The organism is Sphingobacterium wenxiniae (genome assembly GCF_900116225.1).
GTDB classification, from domain to species: Bacteria; Bacteroidota; Bacteroidia; order Sphingobacteriales; family Sphingobacteriaceae; genus Sphingobacterium; species Sphingobacterium wenxiniae.
In genome coordinates this window covers 14,232-28,505 of the sequence record NZ_FOZZ01000003.1, presented here as the reverse complement: position 1 = coordinate 28,505, position 14,274 = coordinate 14,232, and the positions used below count along the sequence as shown (strand labels likewise).

The window sequence follows — 14,274 nt, the reverse complement described above, 5'->3', positions numbered from 1 at the left end:
CTCAAATAGGAAAATTAATTTTTATATCATGCAGAAACATAAACATTTCTTGTCATTTGCGGCTTTGTTTGCCGTTATTTTATTGTTGACTTCTTGTGGGGCACAAAAGAAAACTTCTACAGGCGGTGGAGTTTCTTCAGGCGTTTCGCAGGCCGATGGCCCGTCTGCTTCGCAGTGGAGAAATGGGTTGAAAGGAAAATGGGTGCTCAATTCTGTGAATAGAGAAGATATTCCTTCAACATATACAATCAAGAATATTTTTGATGAAGCACCGGTTGATTGTTTCATTGGAAGTGTTTGGACTTTGCCAGGGGGTAATTATCGTGGAAGCATTGCTTTTAATGCTGCCGGTAATTTATGTGCTGATGGTGCGGTTCGTACCATTGTATGGTCTGTTTATGACGGAGCAAAAGAGGGCGCATATCCGCAATTCCAATTTAAGAAAGTATACTCTGGCGAGAAAGCGTCTAATGTGACCAGTGGTTACCGTTTAAACTTGTCCTATTCTGACGGACAATCACTTGTAATGCGTATGCCTGTCTCATTAGAAAATGGCAGTGGAAACTTGGTGCTTAATTTCTCACGTGTAGAGTAAAAAGTATCCAATCTGATAAAATAAATGAAAATGAGGTTGCTTCCAAATGTAAGGAGCAACCTCATTTTTATTTCTCGACCCAATGTCATGAAGGAGATAGCTATTATCTTTTTTGGGACTTTACTTAATTAGAATTTGATTGAAGATGCGAAAAAAGCCATAATAATCGTAAACACTTCGAAATATTCTTAATTTTGCTTATTACTCGCAAATAATGGATACAAATAAACCCAAAGTAGCTTTCATTACCGGTATTACTGGTCAGGATGGGGCATATTTAGCAGAATTTCTTTTAAAAAAAGGATATATAGTACACGGCCTTAAGAGACGCTCCTCACTGTTTAATACAGATAGGATAGACCATATCTACCAAGATCCTCATTTAAGTCAACGTAATTTTATCCTACATTATGGTGATCTGACTGATTCTTCTAACTTGATTCGTATTATTCAGGAAGTTCAGCCGGATGAAATTTATAATCTTGCGGCTCAGTCGCATGTTAAGGTAAGTTTTGATACACCTGAATATACAGCTAATGCCGATGGTATTGGAACGTTACGGATTTTGGACGCGGTGCGTTTATTAGGGTTGACACAAAAAACACGTGTGTATCAAGCTTCTACTTCGGAATTATACGGCTTAGTGCAGGCTGTGCCACAAAGCGAGACAACACCATTTTATCCAAGAAGTCCTTATGCCGTAGCGAAATTGTATGGCTATTGGATAACGGTCAATTATCGGGAAGCTTACAATATGTACGCATGTAATGGGATACTTTTTAATCATGAAAGCCCAGTGAGAGGAGAAACTTTTGTAACCCGTAAGATTACCAGGGCTGTGGCAAAGATTGCTTTAGGATTGCAGGACAAATTGTTCTTGGGCAACCTATCTGCACAGCGGGATTGGGGACATGCGAAAGACTATGTGGAGGCGATGTGGCTTATGTTGCAGCAAGATAAGCCAGAAGATTTCGTGATTGCTACAGGAGTAACTACTCCTGTGCGTGATTTTGTACGTATGGCTTTTGCTGAAATTGGTGTAGAGATCGAGTTTAGTGGAAAGAATGAATCGGAAAAGGGTGTTATCATTGATCGGGATGAGGAAATATTGAACAGATTAAATATTCCTGTTGAGAATATAAAATTGGGACAAACTGTAGTCAAAGTTGACCCGGCCTACTACCGACCTACTGAAGTGGAACTTTTGATCGGTGATTCTTCTAAAGCCCAGGAAAGGCTAGGTTGGAAACCCAAGTTCACTCTGCCGATGCTTGTCAAAGATATGATGGACAGTGATTTACAATTGATGAGGAAAGAAGAATATCTGCGAAAAGGAGGCTTCTACACCATGAATTATTTTGAGTAGATGTTAAATTCAATTTCGAGTATTTGTATTGGAATAGTTTTTGATATTGATTTACTGTAGATTAGAGAGAACACTTTTGGTATTTTTTGTTGAGAATGAGTAAGGTAGATAATATAGAGCGAATGTCGGCTTCGGATCAAGAAGAGGCCAATCACACCCTTCCAAAACATAATAACAATTCGAGAATTTATTTCTTTATCATAGCTATTGCTGCGCTATTGGCGACGAATGTTTATTTTTATGTGAAATTCAAATCCTCAGGAGAGAAGCTTTATACGATGACGCTGCAAAAGCAAGATTTGCAGATAGAAATAGACCGTATAGAAGCTGAGTTGGATAATTTGGTCGGATTGAAAATGGATGTTGTAGATCCATTATTACAAGCCTCTGAAGAAAGAGCACGCGAGGTTATCGAAAATTTGCGTCATAAGTTAGACGACAATTCTATTGTAGAATCCGATATTCTTAAGGCGAGACAAGAAGTTATTCGATTGAAAGATGATGTATCCATATTGCGAAACGGCTTAGCTGAATTAAAGGTACGGAATGAGGTATTGCAGAAGGAGAATAGCAACCTTACGCAAAAAGTTATTCAATCTGGCAAAGAAATCACCAATTTAGCAGAAGAAAATAACTCCTTGAAAGATAAAGTTGTTACAGCTTCAGCATTGAAAGTTTCCAATATACAGATTAATGGTATTAACGAGACTAAGAAAGGTGATATGCACACGGAGACCCGTGCGAGACGTGTAGACAAATTGCAGATATTATTTTCTGTTGCCGACAATGATTTGGCTAGGGCGGGAGATAAGGAAGTGTTCGTTCGGGTTATTGACCCATCTGGTAATCTATTTGGTGATGCAAGTAACCTGTTCTATGTACATGGAGAAAAATTGCAGTATACCTTTAAGGAAGTGATTAACTTTACGAACAATGGAGAAGAATATCAATTCTTGTGGTCGTTAGATAAATTCAAGAAAGGTGCGTATACTGTTTTGCTTTATAGCGATAATGCAGTTATGGGACGTGCGAATGTTGTCTTAAGATAAGGTCTTTATCTTGTTTTCTTCTTCCTCGTAAGGAGGGAGGCTGATGATAAAGGATGTCCCTACATTTGTTTTCGTAACGAATTCTATTTTGCCACCAATCGCGGTTACCGTTTGCTTGACAAATGCCAGTCCCAATCCTGTTCCAGAACTTTTGGTTGTAAAGTTTGGCTTGAACAGATTTGGTAAAGCCTCTGGAGAAATGCCATAACCATTATCTGTTACAAATACCTTCACCCAATTGTTGTCTGTTAATTCCAAGGTCACATGGATTTTTATTTTCTTCCTTCCAACACTGGCTTCAATGGCATTTTTTATTAAGTTGTTGAAGGAGCGTAGAGTTTGGTCTCTATCCCCAAGTATATAGACCTCATTTTTCCCTGTATTATTAATAAAAACAACTGTAACATTGGATGTCCCACTGAATAAGTTGATGACTTTCTGTATTTTTTCTATCAGATTGATCTTTACCATATTGGTTTCAGGCAATTTGGCGAAGGCAGAAAATTCAGTGGCTATTTTTGATAAGCTATCAATTTGCTCAATAATGGAATGTGAGATGCGATCAAATCGTTCTTTAAAACGACTATCGTTTTCATTATAGGATCGGATGAGTTGCTGTATGCCAAGCTTCATTGGTGTCAGCGGATTTTTTATTTCGTGTGCGACCTGTTTTGCCATTTCCCGCCATGCTGTTTCTCGCTCAACATCGCGTAGCTGTTTCGCACTTTCCTCCAGTTTTACCAACATGTAGTTGTATTCTTTGATGAGCATACCAATCTCATCGTTTCTTTCCCAATAAAGAGGTTCGTTGATCTTATCGGACAGCTGTGTAGCCGCCAGCTTTTCGCGGACAATGTTCAAAGGCTCTGTTATTTTACTGGAGACAGCAACGGCAATAAAACCGAACAAAATAATAATGACGGTGTAGATATTCAGAATGGTGTTCAGTAATAGGTTCTTGCTTTCTGCTGTATCTTTTATTGAAGAGTAATGAGGTGTGCTGAGGTAGGCAACTGTTCGGTATTCTTCATCCTTGATGGAAGAATAAGCCGCAGTATACCAAAAATCCGAAATACGTTCCCGTTCGTATGCCTCAGAACGGTGCAGAACAGCCAGCTTTGTCAATGCTTTAGGATTCATGTATTCGGATAATAACTTTAAGTCAAATATTCGCGGTTGGGAGGAGTAAAGTAACTTTCCGGATTTGTCGTAAAGATTGAAGTTGCTCACTGTCGTAGCTGCGATACCCGTGAGTATATCCTTGATTTTTTCATTTAAATTGCCCTCTACATCTCCAATGCTGATCTCGATTTTCTTGGTTATTTCCGCAATTTCTTTTAGTCGTGTGTCCGCCTGATTGGATTCCAACTGTCGGTTGATGCTTAGAAATGCAATAGCTCCAGAAATAAGTACACCCAATAGGACGGAAATAATCACTAAAGATTGAATCCGCGTACTGTATTGAATATTATTGAAAAACTGCCTGAAGTGATATTTAATCCGAATCCAATGAAAAGATTTGTCAGAAATCGTTTTCAACAGATAATGTATCATGTTGTAAAGGGAAAAGAAGACCAATAACAGAATGAAGAAGGTTGACCCTAGGGCGAGTATTTCCCAGATACTAGGTTTATTGGTGCTCAAGATGATCGAAGTATATTCATCTGGTTTGAAGGCCAAATGGTAATATTCGTCGTGAAGGTTTAGTTCCAAATATTTCTGCAGGTCACCCGCCATTGGAATACTTCGCTCAGGATAGTTGTAAGTTCCATATTGTGTGATTAGTACCCCGTCCCTATATAGTGCATAAGAGTGGCTTAAGAATGTGTTCTGTTGCCAGACACTGCTTGTATTATCTGTAAGTAATTCAGGGTAAGGTAAAGCTGTGCTATATGATACATTCTTAAAATCCAGATAGACGTGGTAAAATCTTTCTGGATCGTTTTCATAGGGGATTGCGATATGTGTGAAATATTCGTATGCTCCTAAGGAGCTTCTCAGACGATAAAAGCCTTTAGTAGCAGGAATTTTTATAGCGCCTTTAATAACCTTTTCTCGATATTCAGTTGCTTTGTTTGAAGAATCGTCACTCAAGGACTCACCCTCGTTATCGTAGAAATATGCTCTGAAATCAAAGCGGGAAAGATATCCTCCTGCGTAACGTGTCTTCAGATAGTCCATTAAATAATCCATATCCTGTGAACGGGAGTGGAGATTTAAGAGTTTATTTAATCGGATATCATCTTTTATGTTGTTTTCTATGTCGATGAACAAAGAGATGGCATTGGTATCATCTTCTGCTAATAAATGGGATATCGATTGCTTCATATGCTCTATTTTCTTCGTTTTTGTAGAGCTGTTATAGATGATGACCGATATGGCAGAGAGCAGGAGAATTGAGGCTATAAAAATGGATAAACGATAGGGTTGTGAAAAATTGTAGGTGAGATAAGAGCGAATAAAAATCAAAAAACCGAAGAAAATAAATAACAATATATTGACCCCTAATAATGCCGCTGATACTAGGGCGATAACGATACAGATTAACTCAATATTGAGGGTAAGTGTGATGTTACTTAGAAGATTTTTGATAAACAATACGATATTGTCAATGTACAAGATGAATGCTGTAATATTGATGCACCCAATTAACGCACATAACCAGCCATAGGTCCCAAGGTTCAGTAGTCTAGTGAAATCATACTGATGCAAAGGAGAATGGGTTAGTAATGTCCCCATATAGTAGTACATGTTATATCCTATATAGTGGATCGACAGGACGGCGAGAAAGGATAAGAATATTGCTACTATTTTATGGCGAAAGAAAGAGGGAAGAGTTAGCTTTTTTTGGACGACTTTAATGAAGACAATCAGTCCAAAAATACTGATTGAGGTCATTACGAATGCCCACATATTGGGTAAAAATTCGTTATAAGCGTAGAGTTTAGCGTCGAATATCTGAAAGCTCGAATGTATTGACAACCAGTTAGAGCGGAGATCAATGTATCTTATAGAGAGTAATATTGCTGCAAAGATTAATACCGAAATCCATCCATTCCCCTTTTTGGCAATCTGCAGGCAAAGACTATAAGACAAGATAAAGATACAGATGAAGGCAGCCATCCAACAGAAAAGCTGTAGATTAATGAAAATATTATCCTTCTTTCCGTCTATAAGCTTTACAGAGAACAAATAATTTTTGTCTTTGCTATATATATTCCGAATATTTTTGTTGTCATCGTATTTTGCGATTTCGATATTATTAACATTTACGACCGGTTGGAAGGAATTTTGGAGATAAGTATTGGGGCGATCAAAATCTCGCTTTAGAGGGATCATTGCCAATACGGTAACATTATTTGCAAGCTCTTTTTTCTTGAATAGAAAAGAACGGTTTTCTGACTGTATAAAGGAGGTACCTTCCCGTACTCCTAAATCTGTTACTGGCACATAGACGTTCGATGACCAATGTACCAGCTCATGGTGCTTGTAAATAAAGAAAAAAATATATTCTTTAGCTGTTTTATCGGTTATCTCGGCTACTTGAAGTGGGTATTTCTCTGCATTTTGAAAAGTCTTTACAAGAAGACTATCTTGCCACAATTCGTCAATACGTGTTTCGTATTTATGAATCGTTTCAGTAAGTTCCTTTTGATCCAGCTCCAATATATCCTCTTCAGTCGTGGTAAAATGAATGGTTAAACCTGTACCAATTAAGGTTAGTGTTAAGACCAGAAGGAGAATCCGAATTTTGGTAAGCATCTATTTCTGTTTTTCCTAAAGTGTAAATATAACAAAAAACCGAAATGAAATTTAGCAATGCGGATGAAGGAATTAAAAAAGAACCCACGTTAACTGATATAGTAACGTGGGTTCTGCAATATAAACAAGTATTTTGTTTCTTTAGTTATGCGTATGCACATCTTCTTCACGGAAGAATTTAGCCGTAAAGTACTCGCGGTTCATACGTGCAATATTTGAAAGTTTGATGCCTTTAGGGCACTCTGCTTCACAAGCACCTGTGTTTGTACAGCTACCAAAGCCTTCAGCATCCATCTGATCTACCATGGCTTGTGCCCTTTCGTAGCGCTCTGTTTGACCTTGTGGTAACAAAGCGAATTGTGAGATTTTTGCCGAAACGAACAACATTGCCGAAGCATTCTTACACGCAGCTACACACGCACCACAACCGATGCAGGTAGCTGACTCGAAAGCCTCATCAGCGATACGCTTAGGGATTGCGATAGTATTTGCATCCGGTACACCACCTGTGTTTACGTTTACATATCCACCCGCTTGCTGAATACGATCAAATGCTGTACGGTCAACAGCCAAGTCTTTCAACACCGGAAAAGCAGCAGCTCTCCAAGGTTCGATAACGATAGTTTGCCCGTCATGGAACGAACGCATGTGCAATTGACAGGTCGTAATTCCATATTTAGGGCCGTGTGGGCGACCATTGATAACCAATGAACACATCCCGCAAATACCTTCACGACAATCGTGGTCAAAGTATATTGGATCTTCTCCTTTACGTGTCAAGTCTTCGTTGACAATATCAAGCATTTCCAAAAAGGACATATCATCAGCGATATCGTTTGCTTGGATTGTTACAAACTGACCTTTGGATTTATCATTTTTTTGACGCCAAACTTTCAGCGTTAAATTCATGTGATTACTCATATCTGTATACGATTTGAGAATTGCGTATTGCGTATTGCGATTTTTTGACATCTAGAGGGTCATATATCGCATATCGCACGTCGCATATCTTATTTATAACTTCTTTGTGTTAATTTAACGTTTTCAAACACCAATTCCTCTTTGTGAAGAACTTCCGGTTGGTTGTCACCTTTATACTCCCAAGCAGCTACGTAAGTAAATTCTTCATCTATACGTTTAGCTTCTCCTTCTTCGGTTTGGGACTCTAAGCGGAAGTGACCACCACAAGACTCTCTACGGTTTAACGCATCGTCAACCATCAGTTCGCCCAATTCCAAGAAATCGGCCACGCGTCCAGCTTTTTCCAAAGACATGTTCAATTCGTCGTTTTCTCCCAAAACACGTGCATTCGACCAGAACTCTTTTCTCAATTCCTGAATTAAACGTTTCGCTTTAATCAAGCCTTCTTCCGTACGCGCCATACCACAGTATTCCCACATAATGTGGCCTAATTGTTTGTGGATATCGTCAACCGTTTTCTCACCTTTTAAGCTAAGAAGTGTAGTGATTTTTGATTCTACTTCTTTACGGGTTTCTTCGAACGCAGGGTGGTTTTTATCCACAGGAGCAAAACTTCCCAAGTTAGCTAAGTAATCACCTACAGTGAAAGGGATAACAAAGTAACCATCTGACAAACCTTGCATCAAAGCTGAAGCACCCAAACGGTTAGCACCGTGGTCAGAGAAGTTCGCTTCACCCAGAGCATATAAACCAGGAACAGTTGTCATCAAGTTATAATCAACCCAGATACCACCCATCGTATAGTGAACAGCAGGATAGATACGCATTGGCTGTTCGTAAGGATTTTCATCCGTAATCTGGTAGTACATGTCAAACAAGTTGCCATATTTAGCTTCTACGGTGTCTTTACCTAGACGCTTAATGGCATCGGCAAAGTCCAAGAATACAGCAACACCTGATTTACCCACACCACGACCTTCATCAACCATTTCTTTAGCATTACGTGAAGCTACGTCACGAGGTACCAAGTTACCGAATGAAGGATATTTTCTTTCCAAGAAGTAATCGCGATCGCCTTCTTTGATGTCTGAAGGTTTCAATTCGCCTTTTCTTAGTTTTTCAGCTAATTCTACAGTTTTAGGAACCCATACACGACCGTCATTACGCAATGATTCAGACATCAAAGTCAATTTCGATTGGTGATCACCTGTTACAGGTATACAGGTCGGGTGAATCTGCGTATAACACGGGTTCGCGAAGAAAGCTCCACGTTTGTGTGCTCTCCATGCTGCTGTTACGTTACAGCCCATTGCATTCGTTGATAAGAAAAATACGTTACCATAACCACCTGTACATAACAATACAGCATGACCTTCGTGCGCTTCAATCTTACCAGTCACCATATCACGAGTGATGATACCACGTGCATGACCATCGATTTTTACCAAATCCAACATCTCATGACGTGTGTAAGATTGAACTTTACCTTTCCGGATTTGGCGGTTAAGTGCCGAATATGCACCTAATAATAATTGTTGTCCCGTTTGTCCACGAGCATAGAATGTACGGGATACTTGTGCTCCACCGAAAGAACGGTTATCTAACAAACCTCCGTATTCACGAGCGAAAGGCACACCTTGTGCCACACATTGGTCGATAATATTGACCGATACCTCTGCTAGGCGGTGAACGTTTGCTTCACGAGCACGGTAGTCGCCACCTTTGATAGTGTCATAGAATAAACGGAAAACGGAGTCGCCGTCATTTTGGTAGTTTTTCGCTGCGTTGATACCTCCTTGTGCAGCGATAGAGTGTGCACGGCGAGGCGAATCCTGATAGCAGAAAGTTTTTACATTGTAACCAAGTTCTGCCAATGATGCAGCAGCAGAAGCTCCGGCCAAACCTGTACCAACAACGATAATCGTAAATTTACGTTTGTTGGCTGGGTTAACCAGCTTCATGTTGAATTTATGTTTTGACCATTTCTCGGCTAATGGGCCTGCAGGTACTTTAGAATCTAACATATCTTTAAATAATTTGTATTATATGGATATTTGAACTATATCCTAAATATTATTTAACAAAATAAAAATATAAAGGCATCAAGGCGAACCCAATAGGGACAATAACGCCAAAAAGCCAAACGCCGATCGCTTGAATCAGTGGTAAATATTTCTTGTGCGAAACACCCAATGTGCGGAATGCCGATTGGAAACCGTGGATTAAGTGGAAGGCTAATGCTGCCATAGCGATGACATAGAAAATAACCAGACCAATGTTTTTAAAAGCATAAGCAACTTGCTTATAAAGGTCGCGTGCTTTCACGATTTCGACATTGTTTTCAATGGTCACTTGGTAATCAGTGAATTCACTGGCTTGCAATTCGGTGATGGATCTTGCACCTGTGGCCAGATCTGTGCGGTATTCCACATAAGGAACCTGATCGTTATGGTATTTCCACCAGAAGTTTTGCATGTGCGTAGCCAAGAAAACAAGTACAATTGTACCCAAGATACCCATGTTGCGCGAGTTCCACGTACTGTTTGCTTTACCGTCATACTGTGCGTAGCCGATAGGGCGAGCAGCTCTATTCTTCAAGGTCAGAACTAAAGCATAGATAGCATGCAAGATGATGGAAGCATAAAGTAAATAAGAAACAACCTTAATAGGCGTGAAATGCGTCATGAAGTAAGCATATTGGTTGAATGCATACCCCGCGTCATCCTTAAATAACTGCAAGTTACCAATCAAGTGAACGATAAGGAAAGTACATAGAAAAATTCCTGTCAAGCTCATGATTAGTTTTCTTCCCAGAGAAGAACTTAAAACTGGCTTTGAATTACTCATTATTCGTGATATTTGATTTTACCCGCAAATCTATCTAATTGCTAACATAATTATGACAAATAAAGTAGAAAAACAATCAATTTAGAATGTTTCTAATCAATAGAAAAGCGATATCGGAAATCTCCAATATCGCTTTTCTATATTTTTCCGAACAAAACTGTTCGGTAATGATGTTGTTTAATTAAAGGCTAAAGGCGACTATAAGATAGCGAAGCCTAAACCAACTGTCCACATTCTGATTTTTTGATCTCCTGTTGAGCTTAGGTTCGTTAAACCGTGCTCATAACGTACGTCAATGGTTAATTTGCTGATGTCAGCACCGATACCACCGATAATACCTGTTGAATTCTTTTTATACGCGTCCCAATTGGTTGCTTCTGAAATGTTCACGACTTTGCCATCCTGAGCAAAAGAGAATACGGGGCCAGCTTGAATACGGAAACCTACAGGGCCTAGACCGATTTTAGTACCTAATAAAATAGGAACATCCATACTTTTGAAAGTTGCATCTCCTTCCTCGTTATTAGCTGTCTTGATACCGGCTTTTTTGCTGGCATAGTAAACCTCTGGCTGTACATGGAATCCGGCAAGACCTACACGTCCCCAAGCGCCCAATTGGAAGCCTGTTTTGGTATCTGAATTGAATAATTTACCCTCTGAACTCAAGCTTGAAAAGCCCAACGCCCCCTTTACACCTAATTTAAAAGAAGGTAATAATTGTGCTTGAGCAAAAGTAATTGCAGCAATAAAACAAATTAATGTAAGTAAAGATTTTTTCATGCGATTTTTTTATTTAATTTTATTTTCTGACAATATTAACGCATTTTTTTAAGAATCTGATACATGAGTTCGTTAAAAATATCTAATTCCGATTGGGATATATTGAAAATCAAGCTGCGCAGAAAGTATAATCACCTTAGCGACGAGGATCTCGCTTATCAAGAAGGAGGGGAAGAAGTTTTAGTCGAGCGTTTGACCAAACGGTTGCGACGAAATAAAGAATATGTGCTGTTTACCTTATCTAAAGAACTGACAGATTTGGAGTCCAATCGTCTGTAGTTATGGCAACAATAAGTTGGGAAGACTTTGAGTGCGTAGATCTGCGTGTGGGTACAGTGTTAGAGGTAGACGACTTTCCAAAAGCGCGAAAGCCCGCCTATCAATTACGTATTGACTTTGGTGAATTGGGCATTTTGAAATCTAGTGCACAGATTACTGCGCATTATGCGAAGGAGGATCTTATAGGTCGGCAGGTTATTGCAGTGGTCAACTTTCCCAAAAAACAGATTGCCGATTTTATGTCGGAATGCTTGGTTACGGGACTTCCCGATGAAAATGGGGATATTGTGTTGAGTGCCGTTGAACGTCCAGTGCCAAATGGTGCGAGGTTGATGTAGTCCCTTTTTGTCATTTCGACGACGTTAGGAGGAGAAATCTCTGGATATAACTCCAGCTTAGACATAGATATCTCCTTTCGTCAATATGACAATGTCGTTTAGAGATAAGATTTCTGTCAAAATAGCAATCTGTGTTGCATCCTTCCATGAGGGAGGCGTTTTTTTTAATTTTTAATTTCTATTTTTTGAAAATATACAATTTTGAACCAACGGATGAAGATCCGATCACGGTTGATGAAACCTATATGCGTGAGGCGTTGAAGCTTGCTAAGCAAGCCTATCAGGAAGATGAAATCCCGATAGGAGCTATCATCGTTAGTCATGGAAAAATTATAGGCAAAGGTTATAACCTTACTGAACGGCTGAATGATGTGACTGCCCATGCCGAGATGCAGGCTTTTACGGCAGCATCCAATTATATGGGAGGCAAATATCTTAAAGACTGTACACTGTATGTCACGGTTGAGCCTTGCGTGATGTGTGCAGGAGCATCCTATTGGACACAGGTTTCACGGATTGTGTACGGAGCGACAGATGAGAAACGAGGGGCCTCCAAATTTGGACAACTTTATCATCCGAAAACAACTATAGTCAGTGGTATGTTACAGAAAGAATGTGCCGATCTGATAACATCATTTTTTCGTAATAAAAGATAGGAAATTAGCGTTTTTAAAGGAAACAGGAAACATAAAATAGCTTTAAATTGTTATATTCGTACAATTAATTGTGTACTATAAAAAATTAAAATATTATGGCATTTGAATTAGAAGCATTACCATATGCAAGCAATGCATTGGAACCACACATTGACCAAGAGACAATGGAAATCCACCATGATCGCCATCATCAGGCTTATGTGGACAACTTGAACAAGGCAATTGCCGGCACGGATGCTGAAAATCTATCGTTAGAAGAAATCAACAAAAATATTTCTAAATATCCAGCGGCAGTGCGTAACAATGGCGGTGGCCACTTTAACCACGGTCTTTTCTGGTCTATCTTAGGTCCGAATGCAGGTGGAGAGCCTACAGGTGACTTGGCAGAAGCAATTAACAAAACTTTTGGTTCTTTCGCAGAATTAAAAACACAGTTGCAAAATGCAGGTGCTACACGTTTTGGTTCGGGTTGGGCTTGGTTGATCGTGAAGGCTGATGGAGAGTTGGCTGTAACTTCTACACCAAACCAGGATAACCCGTTGATGGATGTAGCTGACGTACAAGGTACACCAATCTTGGGTATCGATGTTTGGGAACACGCTTACTACTTAAAATATCAAAATAAGCGCCCAGCATACCTTGAGGCTATTTTCAATGTAGTTAACTGGGATGCTGTAGCGGAACGCTATCAGGCTGCGAAGTAAGCATTTCATTTTCTTACATTTATAAAAAAGCAAACAGGCGGTTACTAAAGTAGCGGCCTGTTTTTTTGTCCCCATAACTCGTCCTCGTTTTAAACAAACAAAAAACCTGGTGATATACAATCCAATGGGTATCCCATCACTTCTTCAGCTTTAGTGTCCACAAGTTCGAAGTCAGCAGTGCCACAATTAAATATATAATAATAGTATGGGCCCACATGGAACAGATTGAGTAGTTGGTTTTGTATTTCTATATCGAAACTATAAGGCTTGTCATCTTCAGATTTGATGATGCGGCTCCATATATGTCTTGCGTTGTCGAAATTGTGATTAATCATTTTCTTTAATCTACGTGTTAACGATGGTGGGGGATGGCTATAGCCAATCCTTTTCTATGGCAAGGGCAATGAGTTCAATGACATTTCTGCACCCACATTTCTGTAGGATATTCTTTCTATGGGTGGCTACAGTTTGTGGGCTGATAAAGAGTTCGTCGGCGATTTCTGCAGTAGTCTTACCTTGAGCGACACATTGCACGATCTCGATTTCTCTGATGCTGAGGACAATATCCTCAGTAGTTCTTTTGGTTGCTAAGGAAGAAAGTATACTTCTCTTATGTGCACGCGCTATTGACAAGTTTATAGTAAGCAGTAGTTGATCTTTATGGAAAGGTTTTAAAAGATAGGCATAGGGCATAGAAAGTTCGGCCTTGCGTAAGGTCTCTGTATCGGAGTAGGCGGTCAAGAAAATAATGGGTACATGCTTAGGTACAAATTCTTGAACCAGGGTTATTCCGTCTATCTCATGGCGCAGGTTAATGTCGCTCAATACAAGGTCAAATGTTTTGTCTGCCAACAAAATAGATGCTTCCTCGGGTGTTGTGGCGATTTCGGCCTGCAGACCGCTGGATTCCAAATGCAGCTTGATGCTGTTGGCAATAATGATTTCGTCCTCTACTATTAATATCTGCTTGTTCATGA

Annotated in this window: 14 protein-coding genes; 7 read left to right on the top strand and 7 right to left on the bottom strand. The window is 39.5% G+C overall.

The features are described 5' to 3' along the window. Positions 1 to 28: 28 nt before the first annotated feature. The 3 genes from BM375_RS04930 (at position 29) to BM375_RS04920 (ending at position 3,010) form a co-directional block, all read left to right on the top strand. Positions 29 to 595 (top strand): hypothetical protein, encoded by a 567-nt coding sequence (locus BM375_RS04930; protein WP_093364118.1) that lies wholly within the window; start codon positions 29 to 31, stop codon positions 593 to 595. A 214-nt stretch (positions 596 to 809) separates the two neighbouring features. Beyond that, complete coding sequence (gmd, locus tag BM375_RS04925) at positions 810 to 1,961, top strand: GDP-mannose 4,6-dehydratase (RefSeq protein ID WP_093364116.1); 1,152 nt, start codon at positions 810 to 812, stop codon at positions 1,959 to 1,961. A gap of 95 nt (positions 1,962 to 2,056) precedes the next feature. Further along, positions 2,057 to 3,010, top strand: coding sequence for a coiled-coil domain-containing protein (locus BM375_RS04920; RefSeq protein ID WP_244525829.1), 954 nt, complete (start codon positions 2,057 to 2,059; stop codon positions 3,008 to 3,010). Here the strand turns inward: BM375_RS04920 and BM375_RS04915 are convergent. The 5 genes from BM375_RS04915 to BM375_RS04895 form a co-directional block, all read right to left on the bottom strand. Continuing rightward, positions 3,002 to 6,772, bottom strand: coding sequence for a sensor histidine kinase (locus BM375_RS04915; RefSeq protein ID WP_093364113.1), 3,771 nt, complete (start codon positions 6,770 to 6,772; stop codon positions 3,002 to 3,004). The genes BM375_RS04920 and BM375_RS04915 overlap by 9 nt on opposite strands. A gap of 141 nt (positions 6,773 to 6,913) precedes the next feature. Continuing rightward, positions 6,914 to 7,693 carry a succinate dehydrogenase/fumarate reductase iron-sulfur subunit gene (locus tag BM375_RS04910; protein WP_093364585.1) on the bottom strand — a complete coding sequence of 260 codons (780 nt, stop codon included), beginning with the start codon at positions 7,691 to 7,693 and terminating at the stop codon, positions 6,914 to 6,916. A gap of 89 nt (positions 7,694 to 7,782) precedes the next feature. Further along, positions 7,783 to 9,717, bottom strand: coding sequence for a fumarate reductase/succinate dehydrogenase flavoprotein subunit (locus BM375_RS04905; protein WP_093364111.1), 1,935 nt, complete (start codon positions 9,715 to 9,717; stop codon positions 7,783 to 7,785). Positions 9,718 to 9,766: 49 nt separating this feature from the next. After that, positions 9,767 to 10,540, bottom strand: coding sequence for a succinate dehydrogenase cytochrome b subunit (locus BM375_RS04900; RefSeq protein WP_093364110.1), 774 nt, complete (start codon positions 10,538 to 10,540; stop codon positions 9,767 to 9,769). A 198-nt stretch (positions 10,541 to 10,738) separates the two neighbouring features. Further along, a complete protein-coding gene (locus BM375_RS04895; protein WP_093364108.1) occupies positions 10,739 to 11,320 on the bottom strand; it encodes a porin family protein in 582 nt (193 codons plus the stop codon). Between the two features lie 63 nt (positions 11,321 to 11,383). Here BM375_RS04895 and BM375_RS04890 point away from each other — a divergent pair, with 63 nt between their 5' ends. From BM375_RS04890 to BM375_RS04875, 4 genes are all read left to right on the top strand, one after another. Then, positions 11,384 to 11,599 carry a hypothetical protein gene (locus tag BM375_RS04890; RefSeq protein ID WP_093364106.1) on the top strand — a complete coding sequence of 72 codons (216 nt, stop codon included), beginning with the start codon at positions 11,384 to 11,386 and terminating at the stop codon, positions 11,597 to 11,599. 2 nt (positions 11,600 to 11,601) lie between these two features. Continuing rightward, positions 11,602 to 11,937 (top strand): tRNA-binding protein, encoded by a 336-nt coding sequence (locus BM375_RS04885; protein ID WP_093364105.1) that lies wholly within the window; start codon positions 11,602 to 11,604, stop codon positions 11,935 to 11,937. Between the two features lie 185 nt (positions 11,938 to 12,122). After that, complete coding sequence (locus tag BM375_RS04880) at positions 12,123 to 12,593, top strand: nucleoside deaminase (protein ID WP_244525828.1); 471 nt, start codon at positions 12,123 to 12,125, stop codon at positions 12,591 to 12,593. A 95-nt stretch (positions 12,594 to 12,688) separates the two neighbouring features. Then, positions 12,689 to 13,297, top strand: a complete 609-nt coding sequence (locus BM375_RS04875; RefSeq protein WP_093364101.1) for a superoxide dismutase — start codon at positions 12,689 to 12,691, stop codon at positions 13,295 to 13,297. Between the two features lie 89 nt (positions 13,298 to 13,386). Here BM375_RS04875 and BM375_RS04870 read toward each other — a convergent pair whose 3' ends face one another. Both BM375_RS04870 and BM375_RS04865 read right to left on the bottom strand, forming a co-directional pair. Beyond that, positions 13,387 to 13,632 carry a hypothetical protein gene (locus BM375_RS04870; protein WP_093364100.1) on the bottom strand — a complete coding sequence of 82 codons (246 nt, stop codon included), beginning with the start codon at positions 13,630 to 13,632 and terminating at the stop codon, positions 13,387 to 13,389. A gap of 37 nt (positions 13,633 to 13,669) precedes the next feature. After that, positions 13,670 to 14,272, bottom strand: a complete 603-nt coding sequence (locus tag BM375_RS04865) for a response regulator transcription factor (protein ID WP_170852590.1) — start codon at positions 14,270 to 14,272, stop codon at positions 13,670 to 13,672. Between the last annotated feature and the right edge of the window lie 2 nt (positions 14,273 to 14,274).

What these genes read in the sequence shown, in the direction of transcription:
- BM375_RS04870 (WP_093364100.1), bottom strand. Translation starts at nt 13,632, where the DNA reads ATGATTAATCACAATTTCGACAACGCAAGACATATATGGAGCCGCATC.
- BM375_RS04920 (WP_244525829.1), top strand. Translation starts at nt 2,057, where the DNA reads ATGAGTAAGGTAGATAATATAGAGCGAATGTCGGCTTCGGATCAAGAA.
- BM375_RS04930 (WP_093364118.1), top strand. Translation starts at nt 29, where the DNA reads ATGCAGAAACATAAACATTTCTTGTCATTTGCGGCTTTGTTTGCCGTT.
- BM375_RS04905 (WP_093364111.1), bottom strand. Translation starts at nt 9,717, where the DNA reads ATGTTAGATTCTAAAGTACCTGCAGGCCCATTAGCCGAGAAATGGTCA.
- BM375_RS04910 (WP_093364585.1), bottom strand. Translation starts at nt 7,693, where the DNA reads ATGAGTAATCACATGAATTTAACGCTGAAAGTTTGGCGTCAAAAAAAT.
- BM375_RS04885 (WP_093364105.1), top strand. Translation starts at nt 11,602, where the DNA reads ATGGCAACAATAAGTTGGGAAGACTTTGAGTGCGTAGATCTGCGTGTG.
- BM375_RS04890 (WP_093364106.1), top strand. Translation starts at nt 11,384, where the DNA reads ATGAGTTCGTTAAAAATATCTAATTCCGATTGGGATATATTGAAAATC.
- BM375_RS04865 (WP_170852590.1), bottom strand. Translation starts at nt 14,272, where the DNA reads ATGAACAAGCAGATATTAATAGTAGAGGACGAAATCATTATTGCCAAC.
- BM375_RS04915 (WP_093364113.1), bottom strand. Translation starts at nt 6,772, where the DNA reads ATGCTTACCAAAATTCGGATTCTCCTTCTGGTCTTAACACTAACCTTA.
- BM375_RS04895 (WP_093364108.1), bottom strand. Translation starts at nt 11,320, where the DNA reads ATGAAAAAATCTTTACTTACATTAATTTGTTTTATTGCTGCAATTACT.
- gmd (WP_093364116.1), top strand. Translation starts at nt 810, where the DNA reads ATGGATACAAATAAACCCAAAGTAGCTTTCATTACCGGTATTACTGGT.
- BM375_RS04900 (WP_093364110.1), bottom strand. Translation starts at nt 10,540, where the DNA reads ATGAGTAATTCAAAGCCAGTTTTAAGTTCTTCTCTGGGAAGAAAACTA.
- BM375_RS04875 (WP_093364101.1), top strand. Translation starts at nt 12,689, where the DNA reads ATGGCATTTGAATTAGAAGCATTACCATATGCAAGCAATGCATTGGAA.